13 protein-coding genes and 5 pseudogenes are annotated in these 15,295 nt (G+C 70.6%); 11 read left to right on the top strand and 7 right to left on the bottom strand.

What is annotated here, in order from left to right:
- Positions 1-30: 30 nt before the first annotated feature.
- The 5 genes from ADL12_RS07480 to ADL12_RS07460 all read left to right on the top strand — a co-directional run bounded on the left by ADL12_RS07480 (position 31) and on the right by ADL12_RS07460 (position 4,589).
- Positions 31-342, top strand: coding sequence for a DUF1490 family protein (locus tag ADL12_RS07480; protein ID WP_062699841.1), 312 nt, complete (start codon positions 31-33; stop codon positions 340-342).
- Between the two features lie 81 nt (positions 343-423).
- Entirely contained in the window at positions 424-2,703 is a 2,280-nt protein-coding gene (locus ADL12_RS07475) for a heavy metal translocating P-type ATPase (protein WP_079051900.1), read from the top strand.
- 176 nt (positions 2,704-2,879) lie between these two features.
- Positions 2,880-3,182: a hypothetical protein gene (locus ADL12_RS07470; protein WP_062699839.1), complete on the top strand. Its 303-nt coding sequence runs from the start codon at positions 2,880-2,882 to the stop codon at positions 3,180-3,182.
- Positions 3,183-3,248: 66 nt separating this feature from the next.
- On the top strand, positions 3,249-3,560 hold the full coding sequence (locus ADL12_RS07465) for an ArsR/SmtB family transcription factor (protein ID WP_062699837.1): 312 nt from the start codon (positions 3,249-3,251) through the stop codon (positions 3,558-3,560).
- Between the two features lie 405 nt (positions 3,561-3,965).
- Positions 3,966-4,589 (top strand): TetR/AcrR family transcriptional regulator, encoded by a 624-nt coding sequence (locus ADL12_RS07460; RefSeq protein ID WP_062699835.1) that lies wholly within the window; start codon positions 3,966-3,968, stop codon positions 4,587-4,589.
- A gap of 359 nt (positions 4,590-4,948) precedes the next feature.
- Here ADL12_RS07460 and ADL12_RS07455 read toward each other — a convergent pair whose 3' ends face one another.
- Positions 4,949-6,664, bottom strand: a complete 1,716-nt coding sequence (locus ADL12_RS07455; protein WP_062699833.1) for an MFS transporter — start codon at positions 6,662-6,664, stop codon at positions 4,949-4,951.
- 170 nt (positions 6,665-6,834) lie between these two features.
- Between ADL12_RS07455 and ADL12_RS56195 the strand changes: the two are divergent.
- Positions 6,835-7,176 (top strand): annotated as a pseudogene (locus ADL12_RS56195) (RNA-guided endonuclease TnpB family protein); the annotation flags it as partial.
- Between the two features lie 136 nt (positions 7,177-7,312).
- Here ADL12_RS56195 and ADL12_RS07450 read toward each other — a convergent pair.
- Together ADL12_RS07450 and ADL12_RS58400 are read right to left on the bottom strand one after the other, a co-directional pair.
- Positions 7,313-7,995: pseudogene (locus tag ADL12_RS07450) on the bottom strand (zinc-binding dehydrogenase); the annotation flags it as partial.
- Between the two features lie 78 nt (positions 7,996-8,073).
- Positions 8,074-8,142: pseudogene (locus ADL12_RS58400) on the bottom strand (hypothetical protein); the annotation flags it as partial.
- 20 nt (positions 8,143-8,162) lie between these two features.
- Here ADL12_RS58400 and ADL12_RS58395 point away from each other — a divergent pair.
- Positions 8,163-8,375: a hypothetical protein gene (locus tag ADL12_RS58395; RefSeq protein ID WP_425265079.1), complete on the top strand. Its 213-nt coding sequence runs from the start codon at positions 8,163-8,165 to the stop codon at positions 8,373-8,375.
- Positions 8,376-8,623: 248 nt separating this feature from the next.
- Here ADL12_RS58395 and ADL12_RS07440 read toward each other — a convergent pair whose 3' ends face one another.
- Positions 8,624-9,733, bottom strand: a complete 1,110-nt coding sequence (locus tag ADL12_RS07440) for a sensor histidine kinase (RefSeq protein WP_062699828.1) — start codon at positions 9,731-9,733, stop codon at positions 8,624-8,626.
- A complete protein-coding gene (locus ADL12_RS07435; protein WP_062699826.1) occupies positions 9,730-10,389 on the bottom strand; it encodes a response regulator in 660 nt (219 codons plus the stop codon). The genes ADL12_RS07440 and ADL12_RS07435 overlap by 4 nt, the downstream gene beginning before the upstream one ends.
- Before the next feature lie 203 nt (positions 10,390-10,592).
- Between ADL12_RS07435 and ADL12_RS07430 the strand changes: the two genes are divergently transcribed.
- Complete coding sequence (locus tag ADL12_RS07430; RefSeq protein WP_062700010.1) at positions 10,593-11,804, top strand: DUF418 domain-containing protein; 1,212 nt, start codon at positions 10,593-10,595, stop codon at positions 11,802-11,804.
- A gap of 205 nt (positions 11,805-12,009) precedes the next feature.
- Here the strand turns inward: ADL12_RS07430 and ADL12_RS54870 are convergent.
- Both ADL12_RS54870 and ADL12_RS54865 read right to left on the bottom strand, forming a co-directional pair.
- Positions 12,010-12,726 (bottom strand): annotated as a pseudogene (locus ADL12_RS54870) (6TM ABC transporter family protein); the annotation flags it as partial.
- Positions 12,727-12,728: 2 nt separating this feature from the next.
- Positions 12,729-13,123: pseudogene (locus tag ADL12_RS54865) on the bottom strand (histidine kinase); the annotation flags it as partial.
- A 284-nt stretch (positions 13,124-13,407) separates the two neighbouring features.
- Here ADL12_RS54865 and ADL12_RS07415 point away from each other — a divergent pair.
- The 3 genes from ADL12_RS07415 to ADL12_RS07405 form a co-directional block, all read left to right on the top strand.
- A complete protein-coding gene (locus ADL12_RS07415) occupies positions 13,408-13,923 on the top strand; it encodes a hypothetical protein (protein WP_062699820.1) in 516 nt (171 codons plus the stop codon).
- A 91-nt stretch (positions 13,924-14,014) separates the two neighbouring features.
- Complete coding sequence (locus ADL12_RS07410; protein WP_062699818.1) at positions 14,015-14,857, top strand: DUF4097 family beta strand repeat-containing protein; 843 nt, start codon at positions 14,015-14,017, stop codon at positions 14,855-14,857.
- Positions 14,858-14,927: 70 nt separating this feature from the next.
- A partial coding sequence (locus ADL12_RS07405) for an ATP-binding cassette domain-containing protein (RefSeq protein ID WP_425265077.1) occupies positions 14,928-15,295 on the top strand: 368 nt, incomplete at its 3' end.

The raw sequence follows: 15,295 nt of genomic DNA, 5'->3' as shown, positions 1-15,295 counted from the left end.
GGCTGAATCCGTTCCGCGAAGGAGACCACGATGCATCCCGCCGCTCTCGCAGGTGCGGCCGTGGGCCGCATCGCGCACTATGCCCTGTCCGGAACCGCGGGTGTACTGGTACTGCGGGGCGCCGCCAAGGCCGCCCCCAAGGCGAAACCCGCGGCCCGCAGGCTTCTGGTCAGCGGTATCGCCGGTGGCATCACGACCGGGCGACGGCTCGGGGAGGCCGCCGAGGAGGCCCGCCTGAAGGCGGGGGACCTGCTGGCCGAGGCCAGGGAGCAGTTGGGCGAGGAGGCGGCGCCTCCCTCGGCGGTCGGGGTCGAGGGACACGACCACGATCACGAGCACTGACACGACCGCGAGCACTGATCGGTCACGAACGCTGACCGGTCACGAGCGCTGACCGGTCACGAACGCTGAGAGGCGATCGCCATGTCCGCACCCGGCGACGTTCCCCTGCCCCGTTCCGGCTCCGCCTCGGCCTCGGGTTCCGCGTCCGTCGTTCCAGGATCCGGGCCTGGCGCCGGCTCCGGTGTCGTGGTGCGGTCCGCCGCCGCGGGCCGCGTCCGGCTGATGGTTCCCTGGTTGCGGGCGCGGCCGGGCTGTGCCGGGATCGTCGACGAGCGGTTCACCGATCTGCCGGGGTTCCGGGCGCTGCGGATCTTCCCGCGTACCGGTGGCGTGATCGTCTGGGTACAGCCGGACCTGGTCGATGTGGACCGGCTGGTCGCCGCCCTGGACGAGGCGCCGCCGCCGGGAGTGCCCGCCAGGGCCAGCCGGTCCGTACCCGACTCCTCCACGGGGGAGGTCGCGCGGCTGGTGGTCGGCGGCGCGGTGCTCGCTCTCGTGGGCGTACGACGGCTGCTCGGCCGGCCCCCATGGACCCCGGCGGGCTCGGCCGGCCTCCTCGGCGCGGTCACCGTCTTCACCGGGCTGCCGTTCTTCCGCGGCGCGGCACGCACCCTCGGCGGCAGACGCCACGCCGGCACCGATCTGCTCGTCACGACAGCGACCGTGATCTCACTCGTGCTGCGCGAGAACGTGGTCGCACTCATGGTGCTGTGGCTGCTCAACATCGGCGAGTTCCTGCAGGCCATCACCCTGCGGCGGACCCGGCGCGCCATCGAGGAACTGCTCTCCATCGGCGAGGAGCGGGTCTGGCTGGTCCGCGACGGCGTCGAGGTGGAGGTTGACCTCGCGGAGATACGACCCGGCGACGTGGTCGCGGTCTATGAACATCACCGCATCCCCGTCGACGGCATCGTCGAGTCCGGCGAGGCGCTCGTGGACCAGGCGGCGATCACCGGCGAGGCGCTCCCGGTCTACGTCCAGCCCGGTGGCGAGGTCTACGCGGGCACCCTCCTCACCACCGGCTCCCTGACCATCCGGGCCACCTCGGTCGGGCAGGACACGGTCGTCGGGCGGATCATCACCCGGGTCGAGGAGGCGCAGGCCGACCGCGCCCCGATCCAGACCGTCGCAGCCGCCTTCACCCGCCGCTTCGTACCAGTCTCGTTCGCCCTCGCCGGCGTCACCTATGTCCTGACCCGCGACGCCAGGCGGGCGATGACCATGCTGCTGATCGCCTGCCCCTGCGCCGCGGGCCTCGCCACCCCGACCGCGATCAGCGCGGCCATCGGCAACGGCGCCCGCCGCGGCACCCTCATCAAGGGCGGCACCCACCTGGAGGGGATCGGCCGCGTCACCGCCGTGGTCTTCGACAAGACCGGCACCCTCACCCTCGGCCGCCCCCTGGTCACCAGCGTCGTCACCCTCGACGAGACGGTCACCGCCGACGAGGTGCTCAGCCTCGCCGCCTCCGGCGAACTGCACGCCCGGCACCCGCTCGCCGAGGCCATCGTCCGACGCACCGAAGAACAGCACCTGCACATCCCCATCCACCAAGCCTGCGAAGTCGTCCTCGGCATGGGCGTACGCGCCGAACTCGACGGCACCCGCCTACTGGTGGGCAGCCCCGCCTTGCTGCGCCGCCACGGCCTGGAACTCTCCGAGGTCGCCCAGGAGTGGACGAACCGACTGCGCGCGGGCGGCGAGACCGTCATCTGCCTCGCCCACGACGAGAGACTGATCGGCATGCTGGGCCTGTCCGACGCGGTACGCGGCGGCGCCGACACCGTCGTCCGCCAGCTCACCGACCTCGGGGTGACCCGCATCGTGCTGCTCACCGGTGACGCGCCCGAGACCGCCCAGGCCGTCGCCGACACGCTTGACATCACAGAGGTACACGCCCACGCCCTGCCCGAGGCCAAACTCCAGCTGATCCGCGACCTCCAGGCAGACGGGCACAGCGTCGCGATGGTCGGCGACGGCACCAACGACGCCCCCGCCCTGGCGCTCGCCGACGTCGGCATCGTGATGGGCGCCCACTCCTCCCATGTCGCCCTGGAGACCGCCGACATCGCCCTGGCCGGCAACGACCTGCGTAATGTCCCCGCCGTCGTGGAACTCAGCCGGCACACCCTGCGTGTCGTACGGCAGAACTACACGCTGTCCATCGGCGTGAACCTCGCCGGGCTCATCGCGGGTGCGGGCGGCTCCATCAACCCCGTCCTGGCAGCCCTGCTGCACAACACCAGCAGCATCGCCGTGGTCGCCAACTCCGCCCGCCTGGTGGGCCACACACCGCACCTGCCGAGCGACACCGCCGGACGACTGCGTGCCGCACCGCTCGAGGAGCGGCGAGTGCGCTGACGCCGATTCCATGGGCCCACAGGCTCGCCCGCATCGAAGTCGGCCATGGACGCCCCGAGTTCACCAGAAGTCCGCCGCCGGACCACCAACGCATGCAGTAATCGCTATATGTTAATGTCGCCATGCACTGCCCGCAGCGAGAGCCGCGGACGCACGACCACGCACAAGGAGCCCCCATGGCCACCGCAACCGAACACCGCACCCACGTGGACCACTCGCACACCCACGGCGAGGGCTGCGGCCACGTCGCCTTCCCGCACGGGGACCACACCGACTACGCGCACGACGGCCACGTCCACCGGGTCCACGGCGACCACATCGACGAGTGCACGGAAACCGGCCACGCCGTGCACGACGGCCATGACCACCAGCACGGCGAGGACTGCGGCCACGTCGCCGTACCGCACGACGACCACACCGACTACGTGCACGACGGTCACCGTCACGCGGCCCACGAGGGACACTGGGACGACCACTGACACCTCGCCCCCACCGAGCGATCAACCGCCACACTGGAAATCGTTGCCATATGCTAATGTCTGCATATGGTAACGACTTCCCCTCCCCCGGCGGACGAGCCGCTACAGACCCTGCAGGCCGCAAGCGACCTGCTGCGCGCACTGGCGTCACCCGTCCGGCTGGGCATCGTCCGCGAGTTGGCCGACGGCGGGAAGTACGTGCACGAGCTGGTGACCGCCCTCGGCGTCAGCCAGCCCCTGGTCTCCCAGCACCTGAGGGTGCTGCGCACCTCCCGAATCGTCACAGCCCGGCGCCAGGCCCGTGAGACGCGGTACAGCCTGACCGACGACCATGTGGCACACATCGTGCTGGACGCCATTCGGCACGCACAGGAGTAGCCACCGCCAGTCGCGGCAACATCCTGAGGGCCGCCCGGCTTCCCGCTGGGCGGCCCTTGGCATGCCGTGCTGTTGAACAGCAAGTGCGGGACGCCGGGCCCGTCGACGTGCCTGCGGAAGTACCGGTCGTTGGTGAACATGGCGTGGGTGCGGTAGGCCGAGGCGAGGGCCACGTTCATCGCGTCCGCCGGCCCGATGCCTTTGCCGCCGCCTGCGGAGGCATGACACACCGTGGGCGATACAAGGAGCCCGACACTTCCCTCGGATCATCGGCCGACGTACGGGCCGGGACGTCATGCCTGGCAGGGCCGGCCCCGGGGGACGGCGGCCCCGCCTGCGACAGGGCGACCAACAGCTTCTTGTTCAATCGACTTGCTCGTGAGACTAAGTCGGTAATATGAGCCCATGGCTCACGTCCCAGCGGCCGAGCGCCGCCCTCAGCTGATCAAAGCAGCCATCGACCTCATGACGAGAGAAGGAGTCTCGGCCGGAAGCACACGTGCCATCGCCACCGAACTGGGCGTCGCTCAAGCCACCGTGCACTACACGTTCGGCACGAAGGAAGAGCTCTACCGCGCCGTCATGGAACAGCTCACGGCGGAGCTGCTGGCGCAGGTCGAGCAGGCCGTTCCGGAGGATGCTGGATTCGAGGAGGCGGTCGGCACATTGGCCTCAGCCCTCTGGAGGACGGTGCGCGAGAAGCCAGGCCACCACCTCCTCCTCTCGGAGCTGAGCATGTTCGCACTCCGCACGCCCGCGCTGGGCGAAGCCCTTGAGAGCCACTACCGTGGCGTGGTCGAAGTGACGGCGAGGCTCGTGACGCAGGCGGCCGAGCGCGCAGGTCAGCCCTTGGCCCAGCCCGCAGAAACAGTCGCGCGGTTCTTCCTCTCCGGTTTCGACGGGCTCGTTATGCAGCGCCTGGCCCATCCCGACGAAGAGGCTGAGGCAACGTGCCTGCAAGCCTTCATCGCCGCCGTTGTGGCGCTGGCACGCGGTCAGCTGAGTCCCGTGGCCCTCCCGGCGTTCTGACCGAGCTCGACGACGACCGGCGGTGGAGTCCGGTTCCGGGGCCCCTGAATCTCATGGGTGCCGGCTCGTGCGGTACTGCCCCGGCGCCACGCCGTGCTCGCGCTTGACGCGGGCCCGAAGGCACGGGCGAAGGGGATCGTCAGCTCGCTGATTCGGCTGTGCCCAGCCGAGGCCGTGTGGCGGGACGTCGCGATCGACAGCGTGCTCGTCCTCGTACGGCGTACACCCCCGTCGCCCGGAGCAGCGCCCCCGAGCCCGGTGACACCGCCCCCAGGCCGACCGATCGACAGGGGAGAACAGTCACACCGGGCCCGGAGGCCGGCGGCCTCCGGCGGGACCGCGAGGAACATGACGGGGGATCACGGATTCGAGTGAGTGAACTCGGGCTCCTTCTCCTGAGCGACCGAGGTCTTGATCCCTGCTCCAGCCTTGGCCGTATTCTCCGCCCCTGCTTCTGCACTACGGCCCTTGCCCGGAAGCAGGAGGGCCACGGACACCGCCCCCACTCCCAGGATCGCCGCGCCCACCAGGCTGGTGTGGGCCACCGCGTCCGCGAAGGACGAGCCGACCGCGTCCGCCATCCGGTGCGCGCTGTCGGTGAGTTGGCCGGCCTGCTCCTGGAGCTGCGCGGCCTGCTGCGGGTCGGTCGCCCGCGCTGCTTGTCCGGCGAGCTGCCGTGCCTGGTCGCCGATGCCCTCGGCGACCCCGTACCCGGCGGCGACCGAGTCCTGCGCCTGGCTCAGCGCGTCGGCCGGGAGCTTGCTGCCCGCGGTTGCGTCCGACAGGTTCGACGAGTACGAGGTCGACAGCAGCGAACCGAGGATGGCGATGCCGATCGCCCCGCCCAGTTCCTGCGAGGTGTCGTTGACCGCGCTGCCCACGCCCAGCTCCTCCTCAGGGAACGCACCCATGATCGCGTCCGTGCAGGGCGAGAGCGCCAGGCCGATCGCGAGCCCGAGTGCGATGAGGGGTGCCACGAAATCGGCGTACGACGACGACTTGTCGACCTGGGTGAGCAGCGCGAGTGCCAGCGTGCCGCCGGCCATGCCCGCGACGATCGTCGCTTTCATGCCGATGCGTGGGGTGAGGTAGCCGGTCAGGGCGGAGCCGGCGAAGACCGCGCCGGCGAGCGGCAGCATGCGTATGCCGGTCTCCAACGCGTCGTATTGCAGGACGAACTGGAGGTGCTGGGTGAGGTAGTAGAAGGCGCCGAAGACCGCGAGGAGGAACAGTACGACGGCGATGTTGGCACCCGTGAACGCGCGGTTCGCGAAGCGGCGCGGGTCGAGGAGGGGATGCGGGTGGTGCAGCTCCCACAGGACGAACCCCACGAGCCCCACGACCGTGACGACCGTGCCCGTGAGGGCCTTGGCGTCCCAGCCGTGCGGGGCCTCGATGAGTGTGAAGACCAGCGCGGCGATCCACACCACCGACAGCAGTCCGCCGACGTAGTCGATCCGCGGCGCGTGCGTGGCCTTGGACGGCGGTACCAGGACGAAGGTGCCGGCGATGGCGAGGGCGATCACGGGAACGTTGATCAGGAAGGTGGACTGCCAGCTGAAGCTTTCCAGCAGCATGCCCGCGATCAGCGGTCCGGCGGCGATGGCGAACCCGGCGGTGCCCGCCCACAAGGTGATCGCCTTGGTCCGCTCGGCGCGCGGGAAGGTCGCGGCGAGCAGGGAGAGCGTGGCGGGCATGATCAGCGCCGCACCGACACCCATCACCGCGCGGGCCGCGATGGCCCCGGCCGCACTGTCGACGAGTGAACCCCATATCGCTCCGCCGCCGAACAGGACGAGCCCGAGAACGAGCGCGCCGCGTCGGCTGTACTTGTCGCCGATCGCGGCGAACAGCAGCATCAGGGCGGCGTAGGGGATGGTGTAGCCGTCAATCACCCACTGCAGGTCCGTGCTGGTCAGGCCGAGGTCCTGGGTCATCGAGGGAGCCGCGACCGTGAGGGCGGTGTTGGCCATCACGATCATCAGCAGGCTCAGACAGAGTACGAGCAGAGCCCACCAGCGCCGGGCGTAGGGGCCGTTCATTCTCTCGACCGGTTCGTCCATGAACACACGCATGAGCTGGGGTCCTTTCTCGAAGAGGGTCCTCGCCATGCCCCTGCGGGCAGGGGGGGTGCACGGAGCGGCAGGGAATGCCGCGAGCACCCGTTCGACAGACTTTATCATTCGACAAAGTCGGTAGCTCGAATCCGGTGTCACGTAGCTGCTGTGAGATGCGTCGCCCAGGCACCATGGCCGGCAAGGCCGCTGACGCCGCCGTCGGCGCCACCAAGGCTGCTCTGATCGAGATGGGCCGCAAGCACGGGCGGGACATCCGCCTCGTACACCCCGCGCACCCACGATGGACTGCGCGCACTGCGATGCGAGAGCAAAGCACGCTCCCCCACTGCCTTAAGGGCGTGGGGGACCCCCAGCCACTGGGCGAGCGCACCTACACCTGTACCGCGTGTGGAGATGTGTCCCCACAGGACAAGAATTCCGCCCGCGTCATGCTCGTCCGGGCTGGTCTCAACCCGGCTGGTGCTGATGGCGGAAGACCTCCTGGAGCGCTGCTCCAGGAGGCAGCCTGAGCCAGGAATCCCCTTCCCTTCAGGGAAGGGAGGATTCAAAAGCTTCGGCAAGACGGTGCGTTGCACCGCACGCAGCGGCCCCGCGCCTCCCGAGCGGCTCGGACATCTCGTCGCTGGAACGGGCAGGGCCGCGGAGTCAGGGCGTGAGTACGGGCCGGACCGGGTCGCCGATCTTCCTCTCCAGGCGTGCGACGGCGTCCGCCGCGTGGGCCAGGGGTACATGGGCGGTGATGGGCGGGGCCAGGTCGATCCGTCCGGCGGAGGCCAGGCCGATGAGCTCTTCCACGTGCTTGGGCTCGGAGCCGCAGTGGCCGCGGATCTGGTTGCCCTGGAAGCAGAAGCCCACACTGTCGCCGATGGTGATCGGCTCCGGCGTGAGCCCTGTCAGGACCAGGACCCCCTCGGCACCGAGCGCGGCGGTGGCCTGTGCGCGGGCCGCGGGGGCGCCCGCGAAGTCGAACGCGACCTGGAGGCCCCGTCCGCCCGTGGCTTGGTCCACCGCCTCGGCGAAGTCCGTCGAGGCCGGGTCCAGCGCGACGTCCGCCCCGAAGGCGAGGGCGCGTTCATGGGCGGTGGACAGCGGGTCGACGGCGATGATCGGGGCCGCGCCGACCATGCGGGCGAGCCGGATGCCGTGCGCGCCCAGGCCGCCCGCACCCCAGATGCCGATCCACGATGGCGGCGTACGGGGTGGAAACCGCGTCGGGAATGATCGCGGCCTGGTCGAAGGGCACGCCGTCCAGGATCGGGAGCAGGGTGTCCTCGCGGGCGACGGCGTACTGGGCCCAGCCCCCCGTCGTAGTCCACGCCGCGCGTGAGGCGGCGGGCCATCAGGTCGGTCATGGCGAGGTGGATCACGGCTTCGGAACGGTGCGGGAGGGTTTCGTAGTCGCGGGCCAGGCGGCGGTGGAGCATCAGCCGGCCGTAGGTCCGCTCGACCGTCCACCTCTTCGGAATAGGGCGAATCCCCTGGCCCCGGGGGCACGTTGGACGATTTCGAGGTCGATGCCGAGGGCGGCGGCGTGCTCGACGAAGTGTTTGCGGTAGCCGCCGTCGCCCCAGACCTTGCGCAGGGTGGGGTGGTCGGCGGCGGCCCGATCGAGGAGGATTCGGCCGGCGATGGAGTCCTGGACGCCGGCCGCGGTGACCAGCACGGCGAGAAGCAGGCCGAGGGGTGGCGGCGCTTGCCTTCCAGCTGACGCACCAACTCCCTGAGCAGACCGTTGAGCTGGGCGAAGATGCCGTCCTTCTGCCACTTGGCGAAGTAGCCGGGCCCCGGCGCTCGAAGCGCCAGGCGGACAGCACCGGCAGGCACAAGCCGACTCCCGCCCCAGCAGTCACCCCACCCGCCTCTGCCTGAAGAATCGCCGCTACAGGCTCATACACAACACGCCAGTAGGCAGCGCAAACCAGAAGTTAACACCGCACTACAGGTGAATACGACCTCTCAGTCCGTGCTGAGGGGAATGCGCAGCCGCACCCGGTAGCCGCCCTCCGCGGTCGGGCCCGCCTCCAGGCTGCCGTGCAGGATGTCGGCCCGTTCCCGCAGGCCGACCAGGCCCTGCTGTGAACCGGGCAGGGACAGGGAGGGGCGTGTGGGCGGGGTGTTGGTGACGGTCACTCCGACGTCGTCGCCGTCCTGCCACAGTTCGACGCGGGCCGTGGCGCCGGGGGCGTGTTTGCGGACGTTGGTCAACGCCTCCTGCACCGTCCGGTAGAGGGCCCGTTGTGCGGGTGTGCCCACGGCGGGCGGAAGCTCACCCGACAGCTCCGCCTGAGTGCCGCTTGATTCCACCAGTTTGTGCAGGTCGGCCAGGGTGGGCTGGGGAGTCAGCTCCGTGGCACGGCCGCCGGAGGCGCGCAGCAGTGTGACCATGGTGCGTAGTTCGTCGAGCGTGTTGACGCTCAGGGAACGGATCGTGCGGGCGGCCTCTTTGGCGTCCGCGTCCTGGGTGGCGACCTGCAGGGCTCCGGCCCGTACGGCGATCAGGCTGACCTGGTGGGAGACCACGTCGTGCATCTCGCGGGCCAGCTGGGCGCGTTCACGGGCCAGCACGGCCTGGGCATGCAGCACCTGCTCGTGCTCCCTGGCTTCCTCGATCTCGACCAGCCGCCGCGCCAGGTCCCGTTGCGCCTGGAGAAGCTGGCCGAAGAGGACCGGGGCCGCGGCGGTCGCCAGGTTGTACACGAAGATGACCAGCGTCATGGTCCGGTCGTACTCGGTCAGGGTCCACGGAATGCTGCCCGCGAGGGCGGACAGGGCGACGCACCCCGCGAGCAGACGTCGGTTGCGGGAGCGTTCGGCCACGGTGAACAGCGCCACCAGCACAGCGACGGCGACATCCTGCATCAGCGCGATGGGCAGGGTGAGCAGGAACACGCCGAGCGGGAACCTGCGCCGGAAGGCCAGCGCGGCGCAGCCGAGCGCGGCCAGCGCGAGGCCGAGTCGTGTGTGGTCCCACATGTTCAGCCATACGTCCACGGCCGCCACCGACACCAGGACGAGGTCGACGACCGGCGCGGGCACCCGCTGCCACAGTGCGGGGGCGCGGCTCATCGTCCGGCCCTGGGCTGCGGGCGCTCATCGAGCAGTCCGGCCCGCTGCGCCAGCAGCGCGGCCTGCACCCTGCTGGTCACCCGCAGCTTGGTGAGGATGGCGCTGACATGGTCCTTGACCGTGCCGGCGCCCAGGTGGATACGCGCGCCGATGTCGGCGTTCGACAGGCCCTCCGCCACCAGGACGAGGACATCGCGCTCGCGGGCGGTGAGCAGCCGCACCCGGGCCGCCTCCTCGTCGACGACCGCCTCGGTGCCGGGGTGGCTGTGCAGCAGCGTCCGCGAAGCCTTGGGGGAGAGCACCACGCCGCCCGCGGCCAGGGTGCGCACCAGGTGGGCGAGCTGCTCCGGCTCGGTGTCCTTGAGCAGGAACCCGGCCGCGCCGGAGTGCAGCGCGGTCAGGATGTACTCGTCGGCGTCGAACGTCGTCAGCATCGCCACCACCGGAGCGTCCGGCATCGTCCGCAGTTCGCGCAGCACGGTGAGCCCGTCGACGTCCGGCATCCGGATGTCCAGCAGCACCACGTCGGGCCGTTCCCGGCGGACGGTCTCCACCGCGTCGCCCCCGCTCGCCGTCGCGACGACCTCGATGACCTCGGACGCGCCCAGGATGAGCCCGAACCCCGAGCGGACCAGCGCCTCGTCGTCCACCACCACTACCCGGATCAAGCGCGCTCCGCCTCACCTTCGCCCAAGCCGTCCGATACTTGCCGCCTCGACCCTAAAGCCCCCGGTCGGCCCTGGTGACCCGGCGAACCGCAGCTCCAGCCACCCGGCGGGGTATCACCCACCAGTCGGCAGGGACACTACGGCCTTCCGTCGGATACTCCATGATCGGTCCGGTCTCCAGCCTGAGTGGCATGACGCATCCCCCGGACTCCCCGCTGCTCCCGGCCGACGCACCGTCCCCCGCACACGAGCGCACCAAGCCCTCGCCGGGCGCGCCCGGCGTGGGCCGACTGGTCGGGCTGGATCTGGCCCGAGGCCTGGCCGTCTTCGGCATGTACGCGGTTCATGTGGGCCCCGCCCCGGGCCAGGAAGGTGTCATCGGCTTCCTGATGGAGCCGGCGCAAGGCCGCTCCTCCGCTCTGTTCGCCGTCCTGGCCGGCTTCGCGGTCGCCCTCATCACCGGGCGCCGCACACCGAAGACCGGGCGGGCCGGCCGCCAGGCCGTCGCCAAAGTCGTCATCCGGGCCGTGATCCTGTTGGCCCTCGGCACCGCGCTGACCATGACCGGCACCCCGGTCGTGCCGATCCTCGCCTTCTACGGTCTGTTCTTCCTGCTCGTCCTGCCGCTGTACCGGCTGGGCGCCAAGCCGCTGGCGCTGATCGCCGTGGGTTGGGCGCTGGTGGGCCCGCAGCTGCTGTACGTGCTGCGGGCGTTGGTCGGCGACCGCTCGTTCCCCACCTTCGGCGAGGCCGACGGCATCGTCTCGCTGTTCTTCACCGGCGGCTATCCTGCCCTGACCTGGGTCCCGTTCGTCATCGCCGGTATGGCTGTCGCCCGCCTCGACCTGGCCGCCACGGCTGTCCGGATACGCCTCGCCCTCACCGGCGTCGCCCTCGCCGTCACCGGCTACGGCGGCTCCTGGCTGGCGTTGCGTCTCGTACCCGGTGCCGTCGCAGCCGTCCGGGAGAGCGAAGCGGGAGTGGGCACGTCGTCCATGTCGTCCGCATCTCCCGGCACCGCCGGCATCTTCGGCGACACCCCCGCCGGGCTGCTGGTCGCCTCCCCGCACAGCGAAACGACCCTGTCCATCGTGGGCAACACCGGTGTGGCGATCCTGGTGATCACCGCGTGCCTGGCCGCCATGGACGCCTTCCCCCGGCTGCGCCGCCTGGCCAAGCCCGTCATTGCCGTCGGCTCCATGTCGCTGACGGCGTACGTCTACCACATCGTCGCCATCTGGCTCCTGGGCACCGAACAACTGACCGTCCCGCCCCTGTACATCCTGCTCGGCTTCATCGCGTCCGTCACCGTTCTCGCCACCATCTGGTCCCGCTTCTTCCAACGGGGGCCGCTCGAATGGCTGATGGGCAGGGCGACCGGGATCGCCGGGCGCATTCAATGAGAGGAACACGGGGCGCTGCCCCATGGCGGGGGCCCATCGGCGAGGTGTCGAGGCAGGTGCGCGGTGCAGAGGCGGCCTGGGACCAGGCGTCGAATTTGTGGCAACTCGTCGCCCTGCGGCCGCCGTAGCGCTACTTGTCGACGCGTGGGGTTGTCCGGCCGGGGATGCACCGGCCGGACGATCCGGCAACCGTCTGTGTGAGGGGTCATCGGACGGGGGCCAGCAGCTGTGTGGCCGCCGGCTCCGCGTACAGCTGGTCGTGAGCGACCAGTTCCGCTTGTGTGCCCACCGCCCGTACCCGTCCGGCGTCCATCACAACAATCCGATCGGCCTGGGCCACCACCAGCACAGTGGTCTCGCGGGCGGCTTCCGCGATGACGTCCCGCAGCGCCGGCTCGTTGACGGCGTGGAGTTGCGAGGTCGCCTCGTCCAGGAGCAGCAGGCGGGGCCGCCGCAGCAGTGCGCGGGCACTGTCGACTCTGTCGACAGACGCTCCGCCCGCGTGATCCGGGAGATCGTGGCCGCGCCCCGCCTGGTACCGGGTGACGGCCTCCACCAGCTGGGACACCGGATCGATCAGGTAGAAGAGGTACAGCAGGAACGCCATGAGGGTGGACACGGAGATCGCCCCGGACGCCGCCCGCGCCCCGCCGACCCAGAGCACAGCGAGGACGACAGCTGTATGGCGCAGGCGGCGGCACGACGGGCGTGGCGCCCCGAAGGCCCGCTCCAGCACGGTGGAGATCTCCCCCACCGCCTCCTGCGAACGCTCCGTGGCCCGCGCGATCCTCGGCACCAGGGCGAGGGCCCTGCCGATCAGCACCAGCACGCCCAGACCGGTGGCCGCGGAGACGACCGCCCGGGTGGTGACCGCGCGCAGCAGCGTCGTGTCGGAGGTGACCCGGGACATCAGGTCCCCCGGCGGGATCCCAGGTGCTGGATGTTCAGCGCGGTGATCACAGATGCCGGCCTCGGGAGGGCCTCGATGTCCTGCCCGCGCTTGCGGTTGCGGCCCCCGCCGGGGACGTTGCTGTGGGCCAACTCGTCGACGATCGCGACCTGCGGCCGACGTGCGAGGACCGCGGACAGGTCCATCTCCTCGAACCGTCCGTCGCGGTAGGTGCAGGCCGCGCGTGAGACGGTCTCCAGGCCGTCGAGCATCGCCTGCGTGTGCGGGCATCCGTGGCACTGCGCGAACCCCACCACATCCGCCCCGCGCGAGGCACGGCGCCGCCCCTCGTCGAGCATCCGGTAGGTCTTGCCGACCCCCAGAGCCGCCCCGAGGTAGACCTTCAGTCGTCGGGCCGTACGTCACTCATCGCCGCCGACGCGCTCAGCTCACCGGATCAACTCCCTGGCGCACCAGGGCTCAACCCCATGTGCACAAGAGTTCCTCCTCCCAGGAGGACGGGCGGGGGGGGAGTCCGGTGGGCTCGGGGCTTGTTGCGACACCACGTGGCACCGCATGGCACCGCATGGCGCCACAGCGGCCCGGGGCTCCCGCTTCGCGTTTCCGCAGGTAAAGAAGCCGACCTTGAGCTCACCGAACGCGAGATGCCATCCAGGCTTGCGAATGGCGCCACTGTGGTGCCATGATGGCGTCATGGACCTCACCCCGTATGTCGACACCCTCCGCCGTGAACTCGCGGTGGCCGCCGAAGCCGGCGGGGAAGATGCCCGTGAGCTGGCCGAGAGGCTCACCGCCCCCCTGGAGTCGGCGACCCGGCTGACGATGCTCAATGTGCTCTCCGACGCGATGGACGAGATCACCCGCGAGCTCGCCCCCGGCTCGGTCGACGTACGGCTGCGCGGGCTCGACCCCGACTTCGTGGTGACACCGCCGCCCGCCTACGGCGAGGCCCCCGCGGAACCGGCCACGCAGGTCGAGCCGTTCAAAGCCCCGGCCCCGGCCGACGACGAGGGCGGCACCGCCCGCGTCAACCTGCGTCTGCCCGCTCACCTCAAGGCCCGTGCCGAGGAGGCCGCGAGCCGCGAGGGCCTGTCGGTCAACGGGTGGCTGGTGCGCGCCGTGTCGGCCGCGGTCGACGGCGGCCCCCGGCCGCATACGCCGGAGAAGACCCGGACCGTCGGACAGAGCTTCACGGGCTGGGTGCGCTAGCCGCACCCCCGCCCGCCAAGAAAAGAGCACTGCACCCACACCACGTCCCACCAGCGGGGACGCCCCAAAGACTCAAGAGGACGGGACAGCCATGCCTTCTTTCGACACTCCCGAACCGATCTCGGTCAACGCCCACGTGGGCGCCGGTTCCATCCGGTTCACCGCGGCCGACCGCCTCGACACGGTCGTCGAGGTGCAGCCCCGCGACCCGAAGAGGGACAAGGACGTACGGGCCGCCGAGCAGACCGAGGTCACCTACGCGAGCGGCGTCCTGACCGTCAGGACGAAGGAGCGACGCATGATCGGGTCCTCCGGCGTCGCCGACGTGACGGTCGGACTGCCCACGGGCTCACACGTCGAAATGACCGGCTCCTGGGCCCAGGTGCTCGGCGAGGGCAGGCTCGGCGAGGTCCGGATGAAGACCTCGACCGGTGATGTCCGCCTCGACACGACCGGGCCGCTCCAGCTGACCGTCTCCCACGGCCCGATCACCGTCGACCGGGTCGAGGGCAAGGCCGAGATCACCACCAGCTCCGGCAGCGTGCGCGTCGGCCTCGTCGACGGTCCCGCCGTCCTGAAGAACTCGCACGGCACCACGACCGTCGGCGCCGTGACCGGCGAGCTGCGGGTGAACGGCGCCAACGGCGGCATCGACATCACGCGCGCCGACGCGTCGGTCATCGGCACCACGACCAACGGCTCCCTCCGTGTCGCCGAAGTCTCCAGCGGCGACGTCCAGTTGGAGGCCTCCAACGGCTCCATCGAGGTCGGTATCCGCGAGGGCACCGCCGCCTGGCTCGACGTCAGCTCCAACCGCGGGCAGGTGCGCAACACGCTCGCCGCGTCCGAGGCCCCGGAGCAGACCGAGGGCACCGTCAAGGTCCGCGCACGGACCAACTGGGGCAACATCGACGTCTTCCGCGCCAAGGCCTGAGCGCCACCTCCTCAACAGGCCCCATCCCCACACCACTTCAGCCTTCGCAAGCCTTCGATCGGAGGGCCCCATGGCTTCTTCTGTCATGCCCATGCCCAGGCAGGCCGACGGTCACCCGTCGCCGGCCGCCATCTCCACCCTCGGTCTGCGCAAGTCGTACGGCGACAAGACCGTCCTCGACGGCATCGATCTGCGCATCCCGGCCGGGTCCGTGTTCGCGCTGCTCGGGCCGAACGGCGCAGGCAAGACCACCGCCGTGAAGATCCTCTCCACGCTCATCACCGCCGACGGCGGGCAGGCCCAGGTCGCGGGCCACGACATCGCCACGTCACCGGACGGGGTGCGTGCCGCGATCGGTGTCACCGGGCAGTTCTCCGCCGTCGACGGCCTGATCACCGGCGAGGAGAACATGCTCCTCATGGCGGACCTGCACCACCT

It is taken from the genome of Streptomyces regalis (assembly GCF_001509475.1).
GTDB lineage: Bacteria > Actinomycetota > Actinomycetes > Streptomycetales > Streptomycetaceae > Streptomyces > Streptomyces regalis.
The sequence above is the reverse complement of the archived record's forward strand: the minus strand, read 5'-3'. Positions and strand labels throughout refer to the sequence as shown.

Excerpts from the sequence above, each read along its gene's own strand:
- ADL12_RS07480 (WP_062699841.1), top strand. The coding sequence starts at position 31 with ATGCATCCCGCCGCTCTCGCAGGTGCGGCCGTGGGCCGCATCGCGCAC.
- ADL12_RS07475 (WP_079051900.1), top strand. The coding sequence starts at position 424 with ATGTCCGCACCCGGCGACGTTCCCCTGCCCCGTTCCGGCTCCGCCTCG.
- ADL12_RS07470 (WP_062699839.1), top strand. The coding sequence starts at position 2,880 with ATGGCCACCGCAACCGAACACCGCACCCACGTGGACCACTCGCACACC.
- ADL12_RS07465 (WP_062699837.1), top strand. The coding sequence starts at position 3,249 with ATGGTAACGACTTCCCCTCCCCCGGCGGACGAGCCGCTACAGACCCTG.
- ADL12_RS07460 (WP_062699835.1), top strand. The coding sequence starts at position 3,966 with ATGGCTCACGTCCCAGCGGCCGAGCGCCGCCCTCAGCTGATCAAAGCA.
- ADL12_RS07455 (WP_062699833.1), bottom strand. The coding sequence starts at position 6,664 with ATGCGTGTGTTCATGGACGAACCGGTCGAGAGAATGAACGGCCCCTAC.
- ADL12_RS07440 (WP_062699828.1), bottom strand. The coding sequence starts at position 9,733 with ATGAGCCGCGCCCCCGCACTGTGGCAGCGGGTGCCCGCGCCGGTCGTC.
- ADL12_RS07430 (WP_062700010.1), top strand. The coding sequence starts at position 10,593 with ATGACGCATCCCCCGGACTCCCCGCTGCTCCCGGCCGACGCACCGTCC.
- ADL12_RS07415 (WP_062699820.1), top strand. The coding sequence starts at position 13,408 with ATGGACCTCACCCCGTATGTCGACACCCTCCGCCGTGAACTCGCGGTG.
- ADL12_RS07410 (WP_062699818.1), top strand. The coding sequence starts at position 14,015 with ATGCCTTCTTTCGACACTCCCGAACCGATCTCGGTCAACGCCCACGTG.